This window comes from Novosphingobium resinovorum (assembly GCF_036352595.1).
Classification (GTDB): domain Bacteria; phylum Pseudomonadota; class Alphaproteobacteria; order Sphingomonadales; family Sphingomonadaceae; genus Novosphingobium; species Novosphingobium resinovorum_B.
The window spans coordinates 99874-116556 of record NZ_JAZFAX010000014.1; the positions used below are offsets into that span (position 1 = coordinate 99874).

General features: G+C 65.7%; 12 protein-coding genes. 9 read left to right on the forward strand and 3 right to left on the reverse strand.

The window, feature by feature from the left end:
- The first annotated feature begins 134 nt into the window (after window positions 1-134).
- The 3 genes from V2S85_RS14840 (at window position 135) to V2S85_RS14850 (ending at window position 5961) form a co-directional block, all read left to right on the forward strand.
- On the forward strand, window positions 135-1178 hold the full coding sequence (locus tag V2S85_RS14840) for an AraC family transcriptional regulator (protein WP_330703618.1): 1044 nt from the start codon (window positions 135-137) through the stop codon (window positions 1176-1178).
- A 248-nt stretch (window positions 1179-1426) separates the two neighbouring features.
- Entirely contained in the window at window positions 1427-3133 is a 1707-nt protein-coding gene (locus V2S85_RS14845; protein ID WP_330703641.1) for a class I adenylate-forming enzyme family protein, read from the forward strand.
- Window positions 3134-3201: 68 nt separating this feature from the next.
- Entirely contained in the window at window positions 3202-5961 is a 2760-nt protein-coding gene (locus tag V2S85_RS14850) for a TonB-dependent receptor domain-containing protein (RefSeq protein WP_330703619.1), read from the forward strand.
- Between the two features lie 171 nt (window positions 5962-6132).
- Here V2S85_RS14850 and V2S85_RS14855 read toward each other — a convergent pair whose 3' ends face one another.
- Window positions 6133-7869, reverse strand: a complete 1737-nt coding sequence (locus tag V2S85_RS14855; protein ID WP_330703620.1) for a cytochrome c biogenesis protein DipZ — start codon at window positions 7867-7869, stop codon at window positions 6133-6135.
- A 155-nt stretch (window positions 7870-8024) separates the two neighbouring features.
- On the opposite strand from V2S85_RS14855, the gene msrA reads away from it, so the two are divergent.
- Both msrA and msrB read left to right on the forward strand, forming a co-directional pair.
- The gene (gene msrA / locus V2S85_RS14860; protein ID WP_330703621.1) at window positions 8025-8765 is read left to right on the forward strand and encodes a peptide-methionine (S)-S-oxide reductase MsrA; all 741 of its coding nucleotides are present in this window, start codon (window positions 8025-8027) and stop codon (window positions 8763-8765) included.
- Window positions 8765-9286 carry a peptide-methionine (R)-S-oxide reductase MsrB gene (msrB, locus tag V2S85_RS14865; protein ID WP_419198201.1) on the forward strand — a complete coding sequence of 174 codons (522 nt, stop codon included), beginning with the start codon at window positions 8765-8767 and terminating at the stop codon, window positions 9284-9286. The genes msrA and msrB overlap by 1 nt, the downstream gene beginning before the upstream one ends.
- Before the next feature lie 16 nt (window positions 9287-9302).
- Here the strand turns inward: msrB and V2S85_RS14870 are convergent, their stop codons facing one another.
- The gene (locus tag V2S85_RS14870) at window positions 9303-9686 is read right to left on the reverse strand and encodes a response regulator (RefSeq protein WP_330703622.1); all 384 of its coding nucleotides are present in this window, start codon (window positions 9684-9686) and stop codon (window positions 9303-9305) included.
- A 119-nt stretch (window positions 9687-9805) separates the two neighbouring features.
- Entirely contained in the window at window positions 9806-10135 is a 330-nt protein-coding gene (locus V2S85_RS14875; RefSeq protein ID WP_330703623.1) for a multidrug efflux SMR transporter, read from the reverse strand.
- 173 nt (window positions 10136-10308) lie between these two features.
- On the opposite strand from V2S85_RS14875, the gene V2S85_RS14880 reads away from it, so the two are divergent.
- Genes V2S85_RS14880 through V2S85_RS14895 form a run of 4 tightly spaced genes read left to right on the forward strand, consistent with a single transcriptional unit; the run spans window position 10309 to window position 16683 of the window.
- Entirely contained in the window at window positions 10309-12708 is a 2400-nt protein-coding gene (locus V2S85_RS14880) for a TonB-dependent receptor (RefSeq protein WP_330703624.1), read from the forward strand.
- A gap of 47 nt (window positions 12709-12755) precedes the next feature.
- Entirely contained in the window at window positions 12756-14132 is a 1377-nt protein-coding gene (locus tag V2S85_RS14885) for an LLM class flavin-dependent oxidoreductase (RefSeq protein WP_330703625.1), read from the forward strand.
- Window positions 14129-15655, forward strand: coding sequence for an ABC transporter substrate-binding protein (locus V2S85_RS14890; RefSeq protein WP_330703626.1), 1527 nt, complete (start codon window positions 14129-14131; stop codon window positions 15653-15655). Before V2S85_RS14885 ends, V2S85_RS14890 begins: the two co-directional genes overlap by 4 nt.
- Window positions 15652-16683 (forward strand): ABC transporter permease, encoded by a 1032-nt coding sequence (locus V2S85_RS14895; protein WP_330703627.1) that lies wholly within the window; start codon window positions 15652-15654, stop codon window positions 16681-16683. Before V2S85_RS14890 ends, V2S85_RS14895 begins: the two co-directional genes overlap by 4 nt.

Below are 16683 nucleotides of genomic sequence, written 5' to 3' on the forward strand. Positions count from 1 at the left end.
TTCATGCCGCAGAACGGCAGCTGCGACTTGACCAATGTGGCCACGCGATCCACTCTGGACCATCGCAGCAGATGGACGAGACGGGCGAAACCCCAGCTACCCGTGCCTTTCGCTGTCAGCGGAGTACAGTTTCGATGTCATTGATCGCTGATGCGGAATTTATGAGGCTCAACATTCCATTGCTGTGCCATTTTACGGAATTGGTACGGACTTTGGGCGGCGATCAGGCCGAAATGCTTCCCTTGATCGGCATATCTTCGCAAGATTTCCGCGACGACACCACCGATCTGACGTATCCGCAGGTTATCCGGTTGCTGGCCATTGCCGCAAGGCTGTTGGACTGCCCGGACTTCGGCATGCGGCTGGCGCTGCGGCAGCGCGATGGCGCGATCTTCGGGCCGCTGGGCAACACCATGCGTAATTCCAGGACGTTCGGCGACGCCCTGCACTTCGCCAACGAACACATTCATGCGCATAGCCGGGCCGCTCGCATGTGGCTGCGCAAGAATTCGGCGGAAGGGAGCGTTTTCGCCGGGCATGAACTGGCTTTCGATATCAGCGGCGAACGTATCCAGGCGATCGAACAGATCCTCCTGATCGGCCATCTGGGCGCGATGGATATGACCGGCGGCTATGCCCGCGCCCGCCGCATTCATTTCCGGCACGAACCCTTATCCGCGGTTGGAGATTATCGCCGGTATTTCGGCTGCGATGTGGTTTTCGGCGAGCCTGCGGATGGCATCACGTTCTCCGATCGGGATCTTGCCAGCCCCATCCTAAGCCAGAACGCACAAGTGCACGGCGCCCTCGTCGCCTATATCGAGAAGCATTTCCCCAGGCAGAGAGCACCATTCCATACGGAAGTGCGTGGTCTCATCATGCGAAGGCTGACCCAGGGCGACTGTGCCGCCAGCGAAGTCGCGCGCGCATTGAGCATCCATCATCGCACTCTGCGCAGGCGACTGAATCAGGAGGGAACCAGCTTTCAGGAGGTCAAGGATGACGTGCGCCGAGACTTGACGCTCTACTACCTGCAACAGACCAATCTCGATTTTCGCGGTATTTCCGAGAAACTCGGCTTCGCGGAACAGGCAGTCTTCTCCCGCAGTTGCCGTCGCTGGTTCGGCCAGTCTCCCACCCAACTGCGCGGCCCGCGTCTCCCACGAACACGAAACTGAAATTTGTCCGCATCGGTCAAGCCAAGCGCTGTCCATTTGCGCAATCATGCCGCTCGACAACGATCCGACCAGCGGTGGCCCTCACAGCCATCCCCATACGGTCAGGCAGGAGTGGAGCACGAAATGGCTGGAACCGGCCCCAAGGTCGCGATGGGCATCAGCGACGTCGAGCGGCGCCTCTGCCGCCAGCATGACGACAGGACCGTCGGCACTTCGATCGACGAAGTGCAGCGTCCGTAGTGACCGGAATGCGCGTGACCGCTCACGATTTCATCGCCGACCCTGCCTTGTCGATATCGCGGGGCATCCCGCTTTCCGCCGAGGAGGGACTGGGCGAACTCACGCTCGGCGGGTTCCTGCGTGAAGTCGCCGCGCGCGCTCCGGATCGCGAGGCGCTGGTACACCGTGAAGGTACTGCCCTGACGCGGTGGTCCTATCGGGATCTGGAAAGGGAGGCGGAGGCCGTCGCTGGCGCGCTTGTCGCGGCGGGTCTTGCCAAAGGCGAGCGCGTCGGCGTGCTCATGACCAATCGCCCGGAATTCCTCGCCGCGACTTTCGGAATCGCCTTGGCCGGAGGCGTGGCAGCGCCGATCGGCACGTTCTCGACGCCTGATGAACTGGCCTACCTGATCGAGGTTTCCGCGATCTCGACGCTGCTTTTCGAACGTATGGTGCTGAAGAAGGACTTCCTCGAGATCCTGTGTGATCTCGATCCCCGGATAGCATCGCAATCGCCGGAGCACTACGCCTCCGCTCGCTTCCCATTTCTCAAGGCCCTGGCGATGATCGGCGATGGCGCCGATGGCGCAATACGAAGCTGGCACGCGTTTCTCGACACCGGCCGCGATATCGCCTCCGACCGCATCGAGGCCCGCTCGGCCGCGATATCCCCCGCCGATCCCGGTGTGCTGTTCTTTTCCTCAGGTTCGACCGCAAGGCCCAAGGGCATCCTTTCGTCACACCGCGGCGTAGCTTTGCAGATGTGGCGCATGGGTCCGCAGCAGGGGCTGGCGGACGGCGTGCGAAGCTGGACCGCGAACGGCTTCTTCTGGTCGGGCAATTTCGCGATGATCGTCGGCGGCACGCTGGCGATGGGCGGTACGATCGTCCTGCAGCGGACCTTCCAACCGGCCGAGGCACTGGCTTTGATGGCGTCCGAGAGGGTTCAGTTCCTCTTCGCATGGCCTCATCAGTGGGAACAACTGGTCGCCGTGCCCGGCTGGCTCGATGTCGATCTGTCGGCGCTGACCTACATCGACGCGGCATCGCCGATCGCGCGGCACCCGACGGTCGAAACCGACTGGATCGAACCGCGCCACTGCTATGGCAATACCGAAACCTTCACACTCAGCGCGGCCTACCCGGCGCAGACCCGCCGCGAGGAAGCCGCCGGGAGCCACGGCCTGCCCCTGCCGGGCAACATCCTCAAGATCGTCGATCCGCTGACCGGCCGGACGATGCCGCTGGGCGACCGCGGCGAACTGGCGGTCAAGGGGCCGACGCTCATGCTCGGCTACCTTGGCGTGCCTCTCGACGAGACGCTCGACCAAGACGGCTTCTTCCGCACCGGCGACGGCGGATGGCTCGACGATGCCGGGCGCCTGCACTGGGAGGGGCGTCTCAACGATATCATCAAGACCGGCGGAGCCAACGTTTCCCCGCTCGAGATCGACGAAGTCATCCGCGAATGCGCGGGCGTGAAGCTCGCGCAGACGGTGGGTGTCCCGCACGAGACGCTGGGCGAGATCGTGGTCGCATGCGTTGCCTTGCACCAGGATGCCGATCTCAGCGAAGACGCCCTGCGCTCTCACGCCCGCACCCGGTTGGCCAGCTACAAGGTGCCCCGCCGCGTCCTGTTCTTCACCGAAGAAGACCTCGCGGTGACCGGCAGCAACAAGATCAGGACCAGCGAACTGCGCCGTGCCGCTACGGAAAGGCTGGCGATGAAGACCTGACGTTTGGAATTCCGCCCGATCGGTCAGGAGAACCGGCGGGCGATGACTCTTCAACAAAGAGAGGGAGGATGACTATGAGGAATTTCTACAGCAAGTACGCTATGTGGCGGCTGGCGCTGGGCGTCGCCGGGATCGCGCTGATCCCGGGCATGGCGGCGGCGCAGGACAAGGCCGCGCAGCCCGAAGACACCGGCAGCGACCAGATCACCTCGGAACCGATCGTCGTTACCGGCACGCTGATCCGCGGCATCGCACCGGCGGGCAACAACGTCATAGGCGTCACCAGCGAGCAGATCACCGCAACAGGCGCGGCCTCGACGAGCCAGGTGCTCGCCAGCGTTCCGCAAGTGGGCAACTTCTTCAACGGCCTGCCCGCCGGTGTGTCGCCGCAGGCCGGTGCCAACGCCTCGAACCCGATCAACCGGCCCAACTTGCGTAACCTGCCGGGAGCGAACACCAGCGGCGGCGCGCAGACCCTCGTTCTGTTCGACGGCCAGCGCGTGGTCGGTGCGGGCATCCAGCAGGTCGCCGTCGATCCGGACATCATCGCCCCCGGCGTCATCGCCCGCGTCGAGGCGATGACCGACGGTGGTTCCGCCGTCTACGGTTCGGACGCCCTTGGCGGCGTCATCAACTTCGTGACCCGCGACCGCTTCAACGGGGTTCAGGTCGATGCCCGATACGGCCTGGGAGAGAACTACAAGTCGGTCGATGCCAGCGCCATGGCCGGCAAGGACTGGGGCACCGGCGGTTTCTACGTCGCCTACGGCTATTCGCACCATGACAGCGTCTATGGCTCCGACCGGGACTGGGTGAAGCAGGTCAACTGGGACACCGGCGTGCCTACCGGCCGCAACTGCGCCGCGCCCAACGTGTCGATAGGCTCGGCCACTTACGTGCCTTCCGGAACCGGCCTCGCCGCCGGTGGCCCGAACGCGTGCGATTTCTCGGACACCGTTTCGATATACCCGACCGCGACCCTGCACACCGTCTTCGCCCGCCTGAACCAGCACTTGTCGGATTCGGTACGTTTCGACGTGACCGCGCTCTATGCGAACCGCGCGATCGATGCGGTGGGCGGAACCCTGGGAACCGGCGCGCTCAGCACCGGTGCCACCGGCCAGGCCACGCTGACGGCCGCCTCGCCGTTCTACCGTTCGACGGGCGATGCCAACGCCGGCCAGCCGCAAGTCGTGCGGTTCGACTACAGCCCGCTGTTCGGCGCGCGTTCGGCCACGCAGGAAACCAATCTCGAGACATGGCGGGTCGCGCCCTCGGTATCGGTCGAACTCGGCTCCGACTGGGAACTGAGCGGACTGTTCAGCTACGGCATCGCGACAACCTCGTTCCGCAACGCCCAGATCAGCACGACCGCGCAGGCGGCAGCGCTCGCTTCCGGAGCGCTCAACCCTTACGATGTCGGCTCGGCAAGTTCGGCCACGGCGGCCAGCCTGCTGCGTTACGCGGAGGGCACGGGCCGCAACGAACTGTTCGACTATCGCGCCATCGCCAATGGCCCTCTGTTCGCGCTTCCGGGCGGTTCGGTGAAAGCCGCGGTCGGCTACGAGCACATGCAGGACAACTTCCGGCGCCGCACGACCAACGCCACCACTTATGCCTTCCAGGATCCGACCGACTATACGCAGAAGGTGGACTCGGTCTTCGGCGAGTTGCAGGTACCGATCGTCGGCAGCGGCAATGAAATGGCGTTCGTCAACGAACTGTCGCTGTCCGCGTCGGCCCGCTACGACAAGTACAGCGATTTCGGCGACACCTTCAATCCCAAGTTCGCGGCGACATTCCGGCCGGTCGAATGGATCGCGATCCGGGGCAACTGGGGCAAGTCGTTCACCGCGCCCTCGCCGGTCGATCAGCTGGGCGTCCTGGCCTCCGCCGTCGCGACCGTCCCCGCCGCGTTCCTGCGCACGCCTCCGGGAGTGACCGCCGCGCCGGGTGAGGTCGGCCTGTTCGTGTCCGGCACCGCGCCGGGCCTGCAGCCGCAGAAGGCGACGAACTGGTCCGTCGGCGCCGAGGTCGAGCCGCCCTTCGTGCCCGGCCTGACGCTCAACGCGAGCTACTACAACATCGACCTGTCCGGCACGATCGGACGCCCGGTGACGAGCGCCGACCTGACCGACTACTACGCCAACTTCCCGCAGCTCTACTCGGTACGGCCGAGCGGGCAGGAACTGGCGGCCTACCTGACCCAGTTCGATCCGGCCAACTTCAACTTCACGGTCGCCAATCCGACCTCGACCGGGCAGGCGATCATCACGGCGGGCGGCGTCAACTCGCCCGTGCTGGTGTCTCTCGACACCCGGTCGCGAAACCTCGGTACGGCGAAGCTGGACGGTATCGACTTCAGCGCCAACTATGTTCTCGACACCAGCTTCGCCTCGTTCGATGCCAGTGCCTCGGGCAACTACCGCCTCTCGCAGAAGTCGCGGGCGCTACCCTCGCTCCCGGTGGCTGACGACCTGGCTTTCAACACGCCTCGCTTCCGCATCCAGGGCACTTTGGGTACCACGATCGGCGGGCTGCGCGCGCAGATCATCTGGAACCACACGTCAGGCTACAAGCGCGGTACCGTCGAATTCGGCCAGACCAAGGTATCCGCGTTCGACGCAATCAACCTGTTCTTCAAGTACGACGTGAAGTCCGAATCCGCGCTGGCAAGCAACCTCTCGTTCACGCTGAACGTACAGAACGTGTTCGATAGCGCTCCGCCCGAGTTCCGTAGTGCAACCAGCCTCGGCTACGATGCGACGCAAGGGTCGGCATTCTCGATCGGGCGCATCGTGCAGTTCGGGGTGCGCAAGAACTTCTGAGTATCGCGGGAGCCGCCGGGCGCGGCTCCCGCACTTTTCCAGGCGATACCAGTCCGCTCCTCACGGCCACGCCGCGCCGTCGTCGAACAACTTGCCGCGCAACGGATCAAAGTCATCATTGTCTGACAGGGGTGCGCTTTGTCGTGTCCCACCCTGTTTCAGTCGCGCCTTTCAGCCGAAAGTGAAGGCGAAGGCCTGAACCCCGGGGTCGAGGAACTCGATCGCGAACGTCCGCTCGGCCATGCCGCCGTGCAGCCTGACAAGCTGGTAGAGCCGCTGGCCATCGACCACGCCATTGCCGCGCGGATCGACGTCCGTGCCATGGTCCGCCCCGGGCGCCTTGCCGTCGATCGTCACGCGGAACCGCACCGGCCGGCCCGGCTGCGCCGGACCAAGCACGAGATGCACGTCGCGGCCCCGGAAGCGATAGACGATGCGTCCCCCGGCGGCGCCGAGCGACACTTGTTCGCGGCCGGCCGTCCAGGCACCGCCAAGGCCCCATCCGTCACGCGGCAACGCGGTCGGCAGGGCGTAGTCGTGGCGGGCGTCGCGGGCGAGACCGCCCGGCGAGGTGAACCGCATGGCCTTGCCGTAGCCGAGGTAGGTTTCGGGCGATCGCGCCTTCCCTTGTGCCGCGGCCGCTCCCGCACCGCTCGCCGCGACAGTGACCGTCCCGGCGCTGCCCACCGCGCTGCCGTTCTCGGCGAGCAGCCGCTGGATCACCCGTTCCGACCGGGCATAATCGCCTTCGCCGAAGTGGTGGTAGCGGATCCGGCCGCGCCCATCGATGAAGTAATGCGCCGGCCAGTAGCGGTTGTTGAACGCGCGCCATACGCCATGGTCGTTATCGATCGCGACGGGGTAGGCGATGCCGAGATCGCGCACCGCCTTGCGCACATTGGCCGGATCCTTTTCGAACGCGAACTCGGGCGTATGGACGCCGATCACGACCAGCCGCTGATCGCGGTACTTCTCGGCCCAGGCCCTCACGTAGGGCAGCGAGCGCAGGCAGTTGATGCAGCTATACGTCCAGAAGTCGACCAGCACCACCTTCCCGCGCAGCGACGCCGGGCCGAGCGGGGGTGAATTGATCCATTCCCCGGCCCCTGACAGAGAGGGAAACGGCCCTTCGTCGGCCAGTCGTCCGCCATTGCCCATGGCGGCGGACGGCATGGCCCCGCCCGGTTGCCAGCGGTCCAGCAGACCTTGCTCGAAACGCGCGGTGCCTGACAGGGAAAGCCGCGTCAGCAGCCCGGTGTCCAGCCCCAGCGCGATGGCGGCGACGCCGATCAGGACGGCGATGCCCAGGACCTTGCGGATGCGCTCGCCCACCCCGATCGAACGCTTCATCGCCGCGAAGACCCTGCCGCCCACCAGCAAGGCCAGCGCCAGCGAGGTCGCGGCCCCGGCCGCATAGGCCAGCAGCAGCAAGCTCGTATGCGCACTCGCGCCCTGCAGGGCCGCGCCGGTGAGAACGAGGCCGAGCACCGGCCCCGCGCAGGGCGCCCACAGCAGGCCGGTGGCGACGCCCAGCAGGAGCGAGGCGAAGAAGCTCGACGCGCCGTGATCGGCGCGGTCCGCCGACTGCGACAGACGCCCTCCCAGCGCCACCAGCGGCCGCGTCGCCCGGTCGGCCAGGGAGGGAAACAGCAGCAGCAGTCCGAAGGCCGCAAGCACCACCAGCGCCGCGATCCGGCCATAGGCATTCGCCTGGACGGCCCACCCTCCCCCGACCGCCGCGAGCGTGGCGACGGCGGCGAAAGTCATGGCCATGCCCAGCAGCAGCGGCAATCCGCTGCGCAGGAACGGCTTGTCGGCACGGGCGAAGACGAACGGCAGCACGGGCAGGATGCACGGGCTGATGATCGTCAGCACCCCGCCCAGATAAGCCAGCAGGAAAAGGATCATGCTTCGTCGTCGCCTTGCCGCAGATGTCCGGGATCACGCTCCATAAACGCCCCGGCACCATAATGATCCATGAATGGCCGGGAGCATTCATCCATCCGGCAGCTTGCATCGTATATACCTGCAGGAGAGCCCGCAAACCGGAAGAAGCACCGCCGATGGACCGTATCGCCAGCACCGCCATTCTCGTCGTCACCGCCGCCGGAGGCATGATCGGCGGCGCCGCTCTCCTGCGGGCAACCCGTGTCGAAGCTGCCGCGACACAGGCCGTGTTCCGCATCCCCGCACCGACGTTCCAGGCCCCCGAGGCCGCGAAGCGCGAAACCGCCGTCTTCGCGGGCGGCTGCTTCTGGGGCGTCCAGGGCGTGTTCCAGCATGTCAGGGGCGTCAGCAGTGCGGTATCGGGCTACGCGGGCGGCGATCGCGCAAGCGCCCGCTACGCGGTAGTCTCACGCGGGGGCACCGGCCACGCTGAGGCGGTGAAAGTCACCTACGACCCCCGGCAGGTGAGCTATGGGCAGTTGCTGCATGTGTTCTTCTCGGTGGTGGCGGATCCGACGATGCTCAATGCGCAGGGCCCGGATCGCGGCACCCAGTATCGCAGCGCCCTGTTTCCCCAGTCGCCGGGACAGCGCGAGACCGCCGAGCGATATATCGCCCAGCTGGGCAGGACGGATGCATGGAGGCGCCCCATCGTCACGCGCGTGGAGCCGTTCAAGGGCTTCTATCCGGCCGAGGCTTACCACCAGGACTACCTGACGCTGCACCCGGACTCGAGCTATATCCGCCGCAACGACCTGCCGAAAGTCGCCGCCCTGAAAGCGACGTTCCCCGCCCTCTACCGGAGCGCTCCCGTCCTCGTTTCCGGTCGGGGCACAAGCGGCCAGCAGGATCGTTGATGCTTCCAACCGACAGGATCCGCCAGGCCATGACTTTGCACACTTTTCCCCTGAGCCGCCGTGCCTTCACCTTGGCCGTCGTCATCGCGAGCGGCGCGGCGATGACCGGCGCGGGTGCGCTCGCCGCGGCGCCGGCGCGCGTCAGCCTGCCGGATGCGCAATGGCGCAAACGGCTGTCTCCGCAGGCCTATGCAGTGCTGCGCCAGGGAAGTACCGAGCGCCCCTTTTCCAGCGCGCTGCTGAAGGAGCACGGGAAGGGCCGGTTCCTGTGCGCTGGCTGCGACCTGCCGCTGTTCTCCTCCTCCACCAAGTTCGAAAGCGGAACCGGCTGGCCCAGTTTCCAGGATCATTTCCCCGGTGCGGTGAGGATCATCACCGATCGTTCCATGGGCATGGTCCGCAAGGAAGTCCGCTGCGCGCGCTGCGACGGGCACCTTGGCCACGTCTTCGACGACGGACCGCCGCCGACCGGTCTGCGCTACTGCATGAATGGCGCCGCGTTGACATTCAGGGCAGGCTGAGCAGCCTGAATGGGGTTCAGTCCAGCAGACGACTCACTTCGCAGCGCAGCTGGCCAAGTTCATAGGGTTTCGCAATGAACCGGCCCTCGTCCGGGATGAGAGCCCTGGGCGGCCAGGTATCTCCCGAAGTGATGAGCAGCCTGATGTCGGGCCACCGTTCGTGGACGAGCCTGGCCAGTTCGAGGCCATCCATGCTTCCCGGCATGCGGATGTCGGTAAAGACTATCGCCACGTCGTCGATCGTTTCCAGAATCCGCAAGGCCTCGTCGGCGCTGGCGGCATCGAGCACCTCGTAACCGGCATCCTCGAGCGCATCCGAGCCGATCAGCCGGATGATCGCCTCGTCCTCGACGAGCAGAACCCTTCGTTTGACTGTCGAACCCACGTTGCACCTGACCATGTCTGTTCCAGCAAGCGAAACCGACCAGGACCGCCCCGCGTTCCTGAGCCACTGCAATTTCCCAGCATCAGTGTCGTGTATCCACATATCGCTGGCGGCGCGACTGGGCCTTATGCGCCTCAGTGCCCGGCCGCTTTTGAAAACAGGTTGATGACCAGCGTGCCTGCCAGGATCAGCGCGATCCCCGCCAGTGCCGGTGCGTCCAGCTGCTGGCGATAGACCACCAGCCCGATCACCGAGATCGCGACGATCCCCACCCCCGACCAGATCGCATAGGCGACCCCCATCGGGATCGTGCGCAAGGCCACCGAAAGGCAGAAGAACGCCGCGACGTAGCATGCCACCGTCACGGCGGTAGGCACCACGCGGGTGAAGCCGTCCGTCGCCTTGAGCGCGGAAGTCGCGACGATCTCGAAGGCGATCGCGCCTGTCAGGTAGAGCCAGTTCATGGCCCTGGGACTATGCGGGCAAAACGAAGGACGCAACGGGCATCGCACCGCACCGGGCGAGACGCCCACCTCCTTGCTTGAGGCGAAGTCATATAGACTTCACACAATGTCTATTGATCCGATAGACAATACACCGGCAAACCGAGTGCCAGTCGGTAACCCAGGGGGTCGGTTTGAAAGAGTTTCCGGATACGTTTGTTTCCAGACGAAAACATACGCTGCGCGTCGGCGCGGCATCGGCGGCGGCCGTATTTGCCGCGGCCGTCTCGCAAGGCGCCGCCGCCGAGGAAGCGACCAGCCCGGCGGATGCTGCCTCTGCCGCAGACATCGGCGAAATCACCGTGACCGCGCGCTACCGCACCGAAAGCGCGCAGGACGTTCCCATCGCGATTTCCGCCATTTCCAGCCGCCAGCTGGAGGCGCAGGGGGTCAGCTCGCTCAAGCAGGTGGTCCAGCAGCTCCCCAGCCTCAATATCCAGGGCTTCAGCGGCCGCAACCAGACGATCACGATCCGCGGTATCGGCACCAATGCCGGCGGCACCAACGACGGGCTCGAACAGGGCGTCGGGCTCTATGTGGACGGCGTCTACCGGCCGCGTACCGGATCGGTCATCACCGACCTGATCGACATCGAAAGCATTCAGGTCCTGCGTGGGCCGCAGGGCACCCTGTTCGGCAAGAACACCGTTGCGGGCGCGATCGACATCACCACGCGCGAGCCGCAGTTCCAGCAGGAAGCGCGGGCGGAGCTGAGCTACGGCAACTACAATCAGGTGCGCGGCTACTTCGCGTACAACGGGGTGGTCAGCGACGACCTGGCGTTCCGCGTCTCGTACTTGCGCAACCGGCGCGACGGACTGATCTACAACACCACCCAGCGCGAGCATTGGGACAACCTCGACAACCATGCCGCGCGGTTCGACCTGCTCTACAAGCCGAGCGCGGACTTCAAGCTGCGCCTGATCGCGGACTACAGCATCCAGAAGGGCGACGTCGGCTTTACCAGCATCGCCGGTGTCATGCCGACGACGCTGGCGAACGGCGCGCAGGTCCGCGGGTTCTACCGCCGTGCCGCCGACGTCGGATACACGCCGGGCACCGTCAACGCCTTCGACCGCAAGACCGACATCGACTCCTCGCAGTACGACGAGATGCCCAGCTGGGGCGTCCAGGCCCGCGCGGACTGGGATGTCGGCCCGCTGACGCTGACCTCGATCACCGCATACCGCAACTGGAAATGGGTGCCCAATTACGACGGCGACCAGTTCGGCGCCAACATCATCACCAACAGCGTGGTGGCCACCAAACAGCAGCAGTTCAGCCAGGAACTGCGCGCCGCATCCCAAGGTGGCGAGACCATCGACTATACCGCCGGTCTCTACTTCTTCTGGCAGGAGGCCGACGATGACGTCATCAACCGCTATGGCCGCGACGCGACAACGTGGCTGACCACCGCGAACACGCCGACGGCATCGGTATCGACATTGCCCTCCGCCGTGTTCGATGGCCTGACGTCCTACAACCACGTCCTTCCCGCGACCCACAGCTATGCGGCCTACGGGCAGGCGACCTGGAACATCTCCCCCTCGCTGCGCCTGACGGGCGGTCTTCGCTACACTTACGAGCACAAGACCGGCATTTATGAAGCCTACGCGACGGGCGATTACGCGGCGCTGTCCAGCTTCGATCTGGCGATCCAGTCCACCGTCGCTGCGCTGCGCGCCGCTTATGCGCCTGCGGGCGCCTACACCGCGTCGGACAACACCAGCAACGTGTCCGGCACCGCGATCGCCGCCTACGACCTTTCGAGCGACGTCCATACTTATGCGTCCTATTCGCGCGGGTACAAGTCGCCCGGCATCAACCTCGTGCGCCAGTCACTGGGCGTGGACATCTTCGTGCGGCCCGAGAAGGTCGACAACTACGAACTGGGCATCAAGACGCGCCTGCTGGGCGGCAAGGCGGAATTCAACCTGGCGCTGTTCTGGGCCGACGTCAGCAATTACCAGGCGAACTTCGTCAACTACGCGGTGACGCCTGCCGTCGGCTACATCAGCAACGTCGGCAAGCTGCGTTCACGCGGTGTCGAGGTCGATGCCCGCGCCCAGCCGTTCGACGGGCTGAACATCGGCGTCGCGGGAACCTACAACGACGCGGAATACCGCTCGTACCGCAACGCGCCTTCGCAGTTCCTCTATTCCTACCTGTCCTCGATGGACCTGTCGGGCCGCCGCGCTTCGGGCGCACCGCGCCTCGCCCTGACCGGCAACGCCGAATACCTGCATTCGGTGGGCAACGTCGATGCCTTCGCAGGCGGCGACATCAGCTATCGTTCGGGCTTCTACGCAGCGGTGAACCTCGATCCCTTCACCTGGGTGCGCGGCTACACGCTGGTTGGCCTGCACGGCGGCGTGCGCGATCCCGATGACCGCTGGGAAGCCTCGCTGTGGGTGCGCAACCTGTTCAACAAGAACTACTTCAACACGCTCTCCGTCAGCGCTTCCAATGGCATCGTCCAGGGCGCTCTGGGCGAGCCGCGCATGTACGGGCTGACGCTCAAGGGGCGCCTGTGAGCCAGACTGCAATCACCGAACGACTATCCGGCAAAGGAGTTACGGCAATGACCAGAAGAACCTTGAAGCTCGGCCTCGTCACGATGGGCGCGGGCGGTCCCGGCCAGCACAACCGCTGGCTCGATGCCGACATCCCGGCCGACGCCAGCGTCAACATCCGGTGGTATATCGAACAGGTGCGCAAGGCCGAGGCCGCGAAGTTCGACTTCGTGTTCATCGTCGACAGCCAGTACATCACGAAGGACTCGCCGCCGCACTACCTGAACCGGCTGGAGCCGCTGACCCTGCTTTCCGCGCTGGCGACGGCGACGAGCCATATCGGCCTTGTCGGCACGCTCACCACCTCGTTCAACTCGCCGTTCAACCTCGCTCGCCGCCTCGCTTCGCTGGATCTCATCAGCGGTGGGCGCGCCGGCTGGAACGTCGTCACCAGTGGCGATCCCGGTGCTGCGGGCAATTTCGGTCTGGACGAGCATTACGACTATGAAACCCGCTATGGCCGTGCGTTCGAATATATCGACGTCGTGCAGGGCCTATGGCGCTCGTACGAGGATGACGCCTTCCCGCGCGATCGCGAGACCGGTGTGTTCCTCGATCCCGCCAAGCTGCATGCGCTGGATCACAAGGGCAGGTATTTCTCGGTCACCGGGCCGCTCAACCTGCAGCGATCGCCGCAGGGTCAGCCGGTGATCTTCCAGGCCGGCGATTCCGATCACGGCCGCAACCTCGGCGCGCAGACCGCCGATGCCATCTTCACGCACTCCGCCTCGATCGAGGATGGCCGCGCTTTCAAGCAGGACATCACCCGCCGGGCCCTCGCGGCAGGACGCGGCGCGGACGACGTGCTGATCCTTCCCGGCGTCAGCATATACGTGGGCGACACGGACGAGGACGCCCGCCGCATCGAGGCCGAATACCGCCGCGCGGACCACAGCTTCGAGCAGGCTCTCGGCGAACTCGGACGTTCGTTCGGATGGCATGATTTCCGCCAGTACGACCTCGACGCCCCGTTCCCGGCCGAGACGCTCGAACACGCGCGGCGCAGCTTCTTCACGCAGGCACAGCGCATCGTCGAACTTGCCCGCAAGGACGACCTGACCCTGCGCCAGACCGTGGAAGTTCTCAGCGCCTCGCGCGGGAGCCCGTTCGTCGGCAGTGCCGAAACCGTTGCCAACGAGATCATCCGCTGGTTCGAGGGCGGCGCACTCGACGGCCTCAATGTGATGCTCGGCCACCCGGACCAGTTCGACCGGTTCCTGAACGAAGTCGTGCCGATCCTGCAGGCGCGCGGCGTCTATCGCAGCGAGTACGAGGACACCACGCTGCGCGGCAATCTGGGACTGCCCATACCCGCCAACATCCGCGCCGAAGCCTCACAACCCCCGGCTGCCCGGCGCGAAGAGCCGGCGCTGGCGGTCTCGTGAAGGCACGCTCCCTCGCAGGCTGGGCGGTGCTCCTGGCTGCTGCCCTGGCCACGGCCGGGTGCGGCGGCTCGGGCGACAAAGCCGCCGAAAAGGCGCGCGTCCGCTGGGCCTTCATGCTGCCCACGTCGTGGGATCCCGTGACGAGCCGCACCGGGGCCGACATCAATACCGTCAGCCTCGCCTATGCCTCGCTCACCCGGCTCGACAAGGATGGCAACGTCCAGCCCGCACTGGCGCAGAGCTGGACATACTCTCCGGACGGCAGGACACTGACCTTCCAGCTGCGCGACAAGCTGAAATTCACTGACGGCACCCCGCTTGATGCCGCCGCCGTGAAGGCCTTCTTCGAACGCGGCAAGACGCAGAAGGATTCCTTCCTGCGCCCCGAGATCGAAAGCATCGCCAGCTTCGATACCGACGGACCGCTGCGCGTGGTGTTTCACCTTTCGCGGCTCGATTACCAGCTGCCCTACGTGATGGCGGGCCGTGTCGGCGCCATCGCCAGCCCCACCGCCGCGGCGAAGGACAAGGCGAAGCTGGCGTTGTGGCCGGTCGGCGCAGGGCCGTTCAAGATGGTCGAATTCGTGCCGGAATCGCACGCCTATTTCGTCAAGAATCCGGATTACTGGGACGCCGCGAATATCCACGTCGAGCGTCTGGAACTGACCACGCTGTCGGAGCCGACGACGACGATCGCCTCGCTCGTCTCGGGCGCGATCGACGTGGCCTCGATCGGACCCAAGCGCGTGGAGGAAGCCCGTGCCCGCAAGCTGACGGTCACCACCGCCCCGTCGCTCAATGCCAGCGATCTCATGATAAACCGCAACAAGCCGCCCTTCGACGACCCGCGCGTGGCCGAAGCCGTGCGCTACGCCATCGATCGCGGCGAACTGGTGAAGACGCTCACGGCTGGTCTCGGCACGCCCACCAACCAGCCTTTCCCGCCGCACTACTTCGCCTTCGATCCGCAGACGAGGGACAAGTGGGCCTATGATCCGGCGCGGGCCAAAGCGCTGCTGGCGCAGGCCGGCCACGCGCCGGGTTCCCTGACGGTCGAGATCGTCATCAATCCGCTGATCAACGAGGGTCTGCCGGAACTGCTTCAGGCCCAACTGGGGCGCGTCGGCATCAAGTCGCGCCTGCGCATCGTGCCGCCGGGTTCGTCCAGTTGGCAGAGCGAGGTCTATATCGCCAAGCGCCCGGCCACGGCGGTTGACGGCACGGTCGGGCGGGAATCGCCGGTCCAGAACCTGCTCGCGGTCTACGGGCCGCAGGGCATCATGAACCTCAGCGGTCCTTATGCGCCGCCCGCGTTCCTCAAGGCCATCGACGAGGTGCGGGCCACCCCGATCGACGCGCCTCAGTACAAGGAGCGCCTGCAACGCGCGACCCGTCTGGGCGCCGAGCAGTCGCCCAGCGTCTGGCTGTTCAGCACGCCGTTCATCGTCGCCACCCGTTCGAGGGTGAAGCACCTCAACATCGTGCCCTCGCAGATCCGCTGGGAAGGAGTGACGGTGGAATGACCACCATCTCCGAACCAGCGCCGCCGCAGGCAGCGCCCATCGTGACCGGGCGGACCATCCGCCTGCGTCACGGCAAGGCGCTGCTGCGCCACGTCGGCGGGACGCTGGGGATCACCTTGCCGGTCTTCTTCATCGCCACGCTCATCACCTTCCTGCTGGGCGTGGTGTCCGGGCTGGACCCGGCAGCGGGGATCGCGGGCGACGCCGCATCGCCCGAGACCGTCGCGCGCATCCGCACCGACCTCGGCCTCGATCAGCCGGTGGTTTTCCAGTATCTGCACTGGATAGGCGGCGTCCTGCGCGGTGACCTCGGCACGTCCTGGTTCAACGGCGTGCCGGCTTCCGAACTGATTCTGCAGCGCCTGCCGATCAGCCTTTCGATCGCGGGCGTGGCGCTGCTGGTGGGCGTGGTATTCGGGCTGGGCCTCGGCCTCGTGGCGGGCGTGCGCCATGGCGGGCGGCTGGACCGCGCGATCACGCTGTTCGCGGCCCTGGTCTCGTCCTTGCCGCCTTTCGTCGTAGCCTTCGTGCTGATCCTGATTTTCAGCCTCTGGCTCGGCTGGCTCCCGTCTTCGGGTTACGTACCTTTCGCGGACGATCCGATCGGCTGGCTGGCCGCCGTGAGCATCCCGGCCGTGGCCCTCAGCGTCGATGTCATCGCAGACCTCGCCCGGCAACTGCGCACCGGCCTCGTTGTCGCGCTCTCGGAAAATTACGTGACCGGCGCGGTCGTGCGCGGCCTTTCGCGCCGCCGCATCCTGTTCGTTCACGTCCTGCGCAACGCCTCAGGCCCGGCGCTGACCGTGCTAGCGCTGAAAGTGCCGATGCTGATCGGCGGCGCCGTCGTGACCGAGGCGATCTTCAACATGCCCGGAATGGGCAAGCTCGCCGCCGACTCCGCCCTGCGCGGCGACGTGCCGGTCGTACAGGGCACACTCGTCGTGTCGATCCTGCTGATCCTGGCCTGCAACCTGTGCGTCAACATCCTGCTGGGCGTCCTCCAGCCAGCCGCGCGGCGACGGAGTTGA

Bases quoted from the DNA above. Each gene is read 5' to 3' on its own strand.
- V2S85_RS14845 (WP_330703641.1), top strand. From the start codon at position 1,427: ATGCGCGTGACCGCTCACGATTTCATCGCCGACCCTGCCTTGTCGATA.
- V2S85_RS14850 (WP_330703619.1), top strand. From the start codon at position 3,202: ATGACTATGAGGAATTTCTACAGCAAGTACGCTATGTGGCGGCTGGCG.
- V2S85_RS14870 (WP_330703622.1), bottom strand. From the start codon at position 9,686: ATGGTCAGGTGCAACGTGGGTTCGACAGTCAAACGAAGGGTTCTGCTC.
- V2S85_RS14840 (WP_330703618.1), top strand. From the start codon at position 135: ATGTCATTGATCGCTGATGCGGAATTTATGAGGCTCAACATTCCATTG.
- msrB (WP_419198201.1), top strand. From the start codon at position 8,765: ATGCTTCCAACCGACAGGATCCGCCAGGCCATGACTTTGCACACTTTT.
- V2S85_RS14875 (WP_330703623.1), bottom strand. From the start codon at position 10,135: ATGAACTGGCTCTACCTGACAGGCGCGATCGCCTTCGAGATCGTCGCG.
- V2S85_RS14885 (WP_330703625.1), top strand. From the start codon at position 12,756: ATGACCAGAAGAACCTTGAAGCTCGGCCTCGTCACGATGGGCGCGGGC.
- V2S85_RS14855 (WP_330703620.1), bottom strand. From the start codon at position 7,869: ATGATCCTTTTCCTGCTGGCTTATCTGGGCGGGGTGCTGACGATCATC.
- msrA (WP_330703621.1), top strand. From the start codon at position 8,025: ATGGACCGTATCGCCAGCACCGCCATTCTCGTCGTCACCGCCGCCGGA.
- V2S85_RS14895 (WP_330703627.1), top strand. From the start codon at position 15,652: ATGACCACCATCTCCGAACCAGCGCCGCCGCAGGCAGCGCCCATCGTG.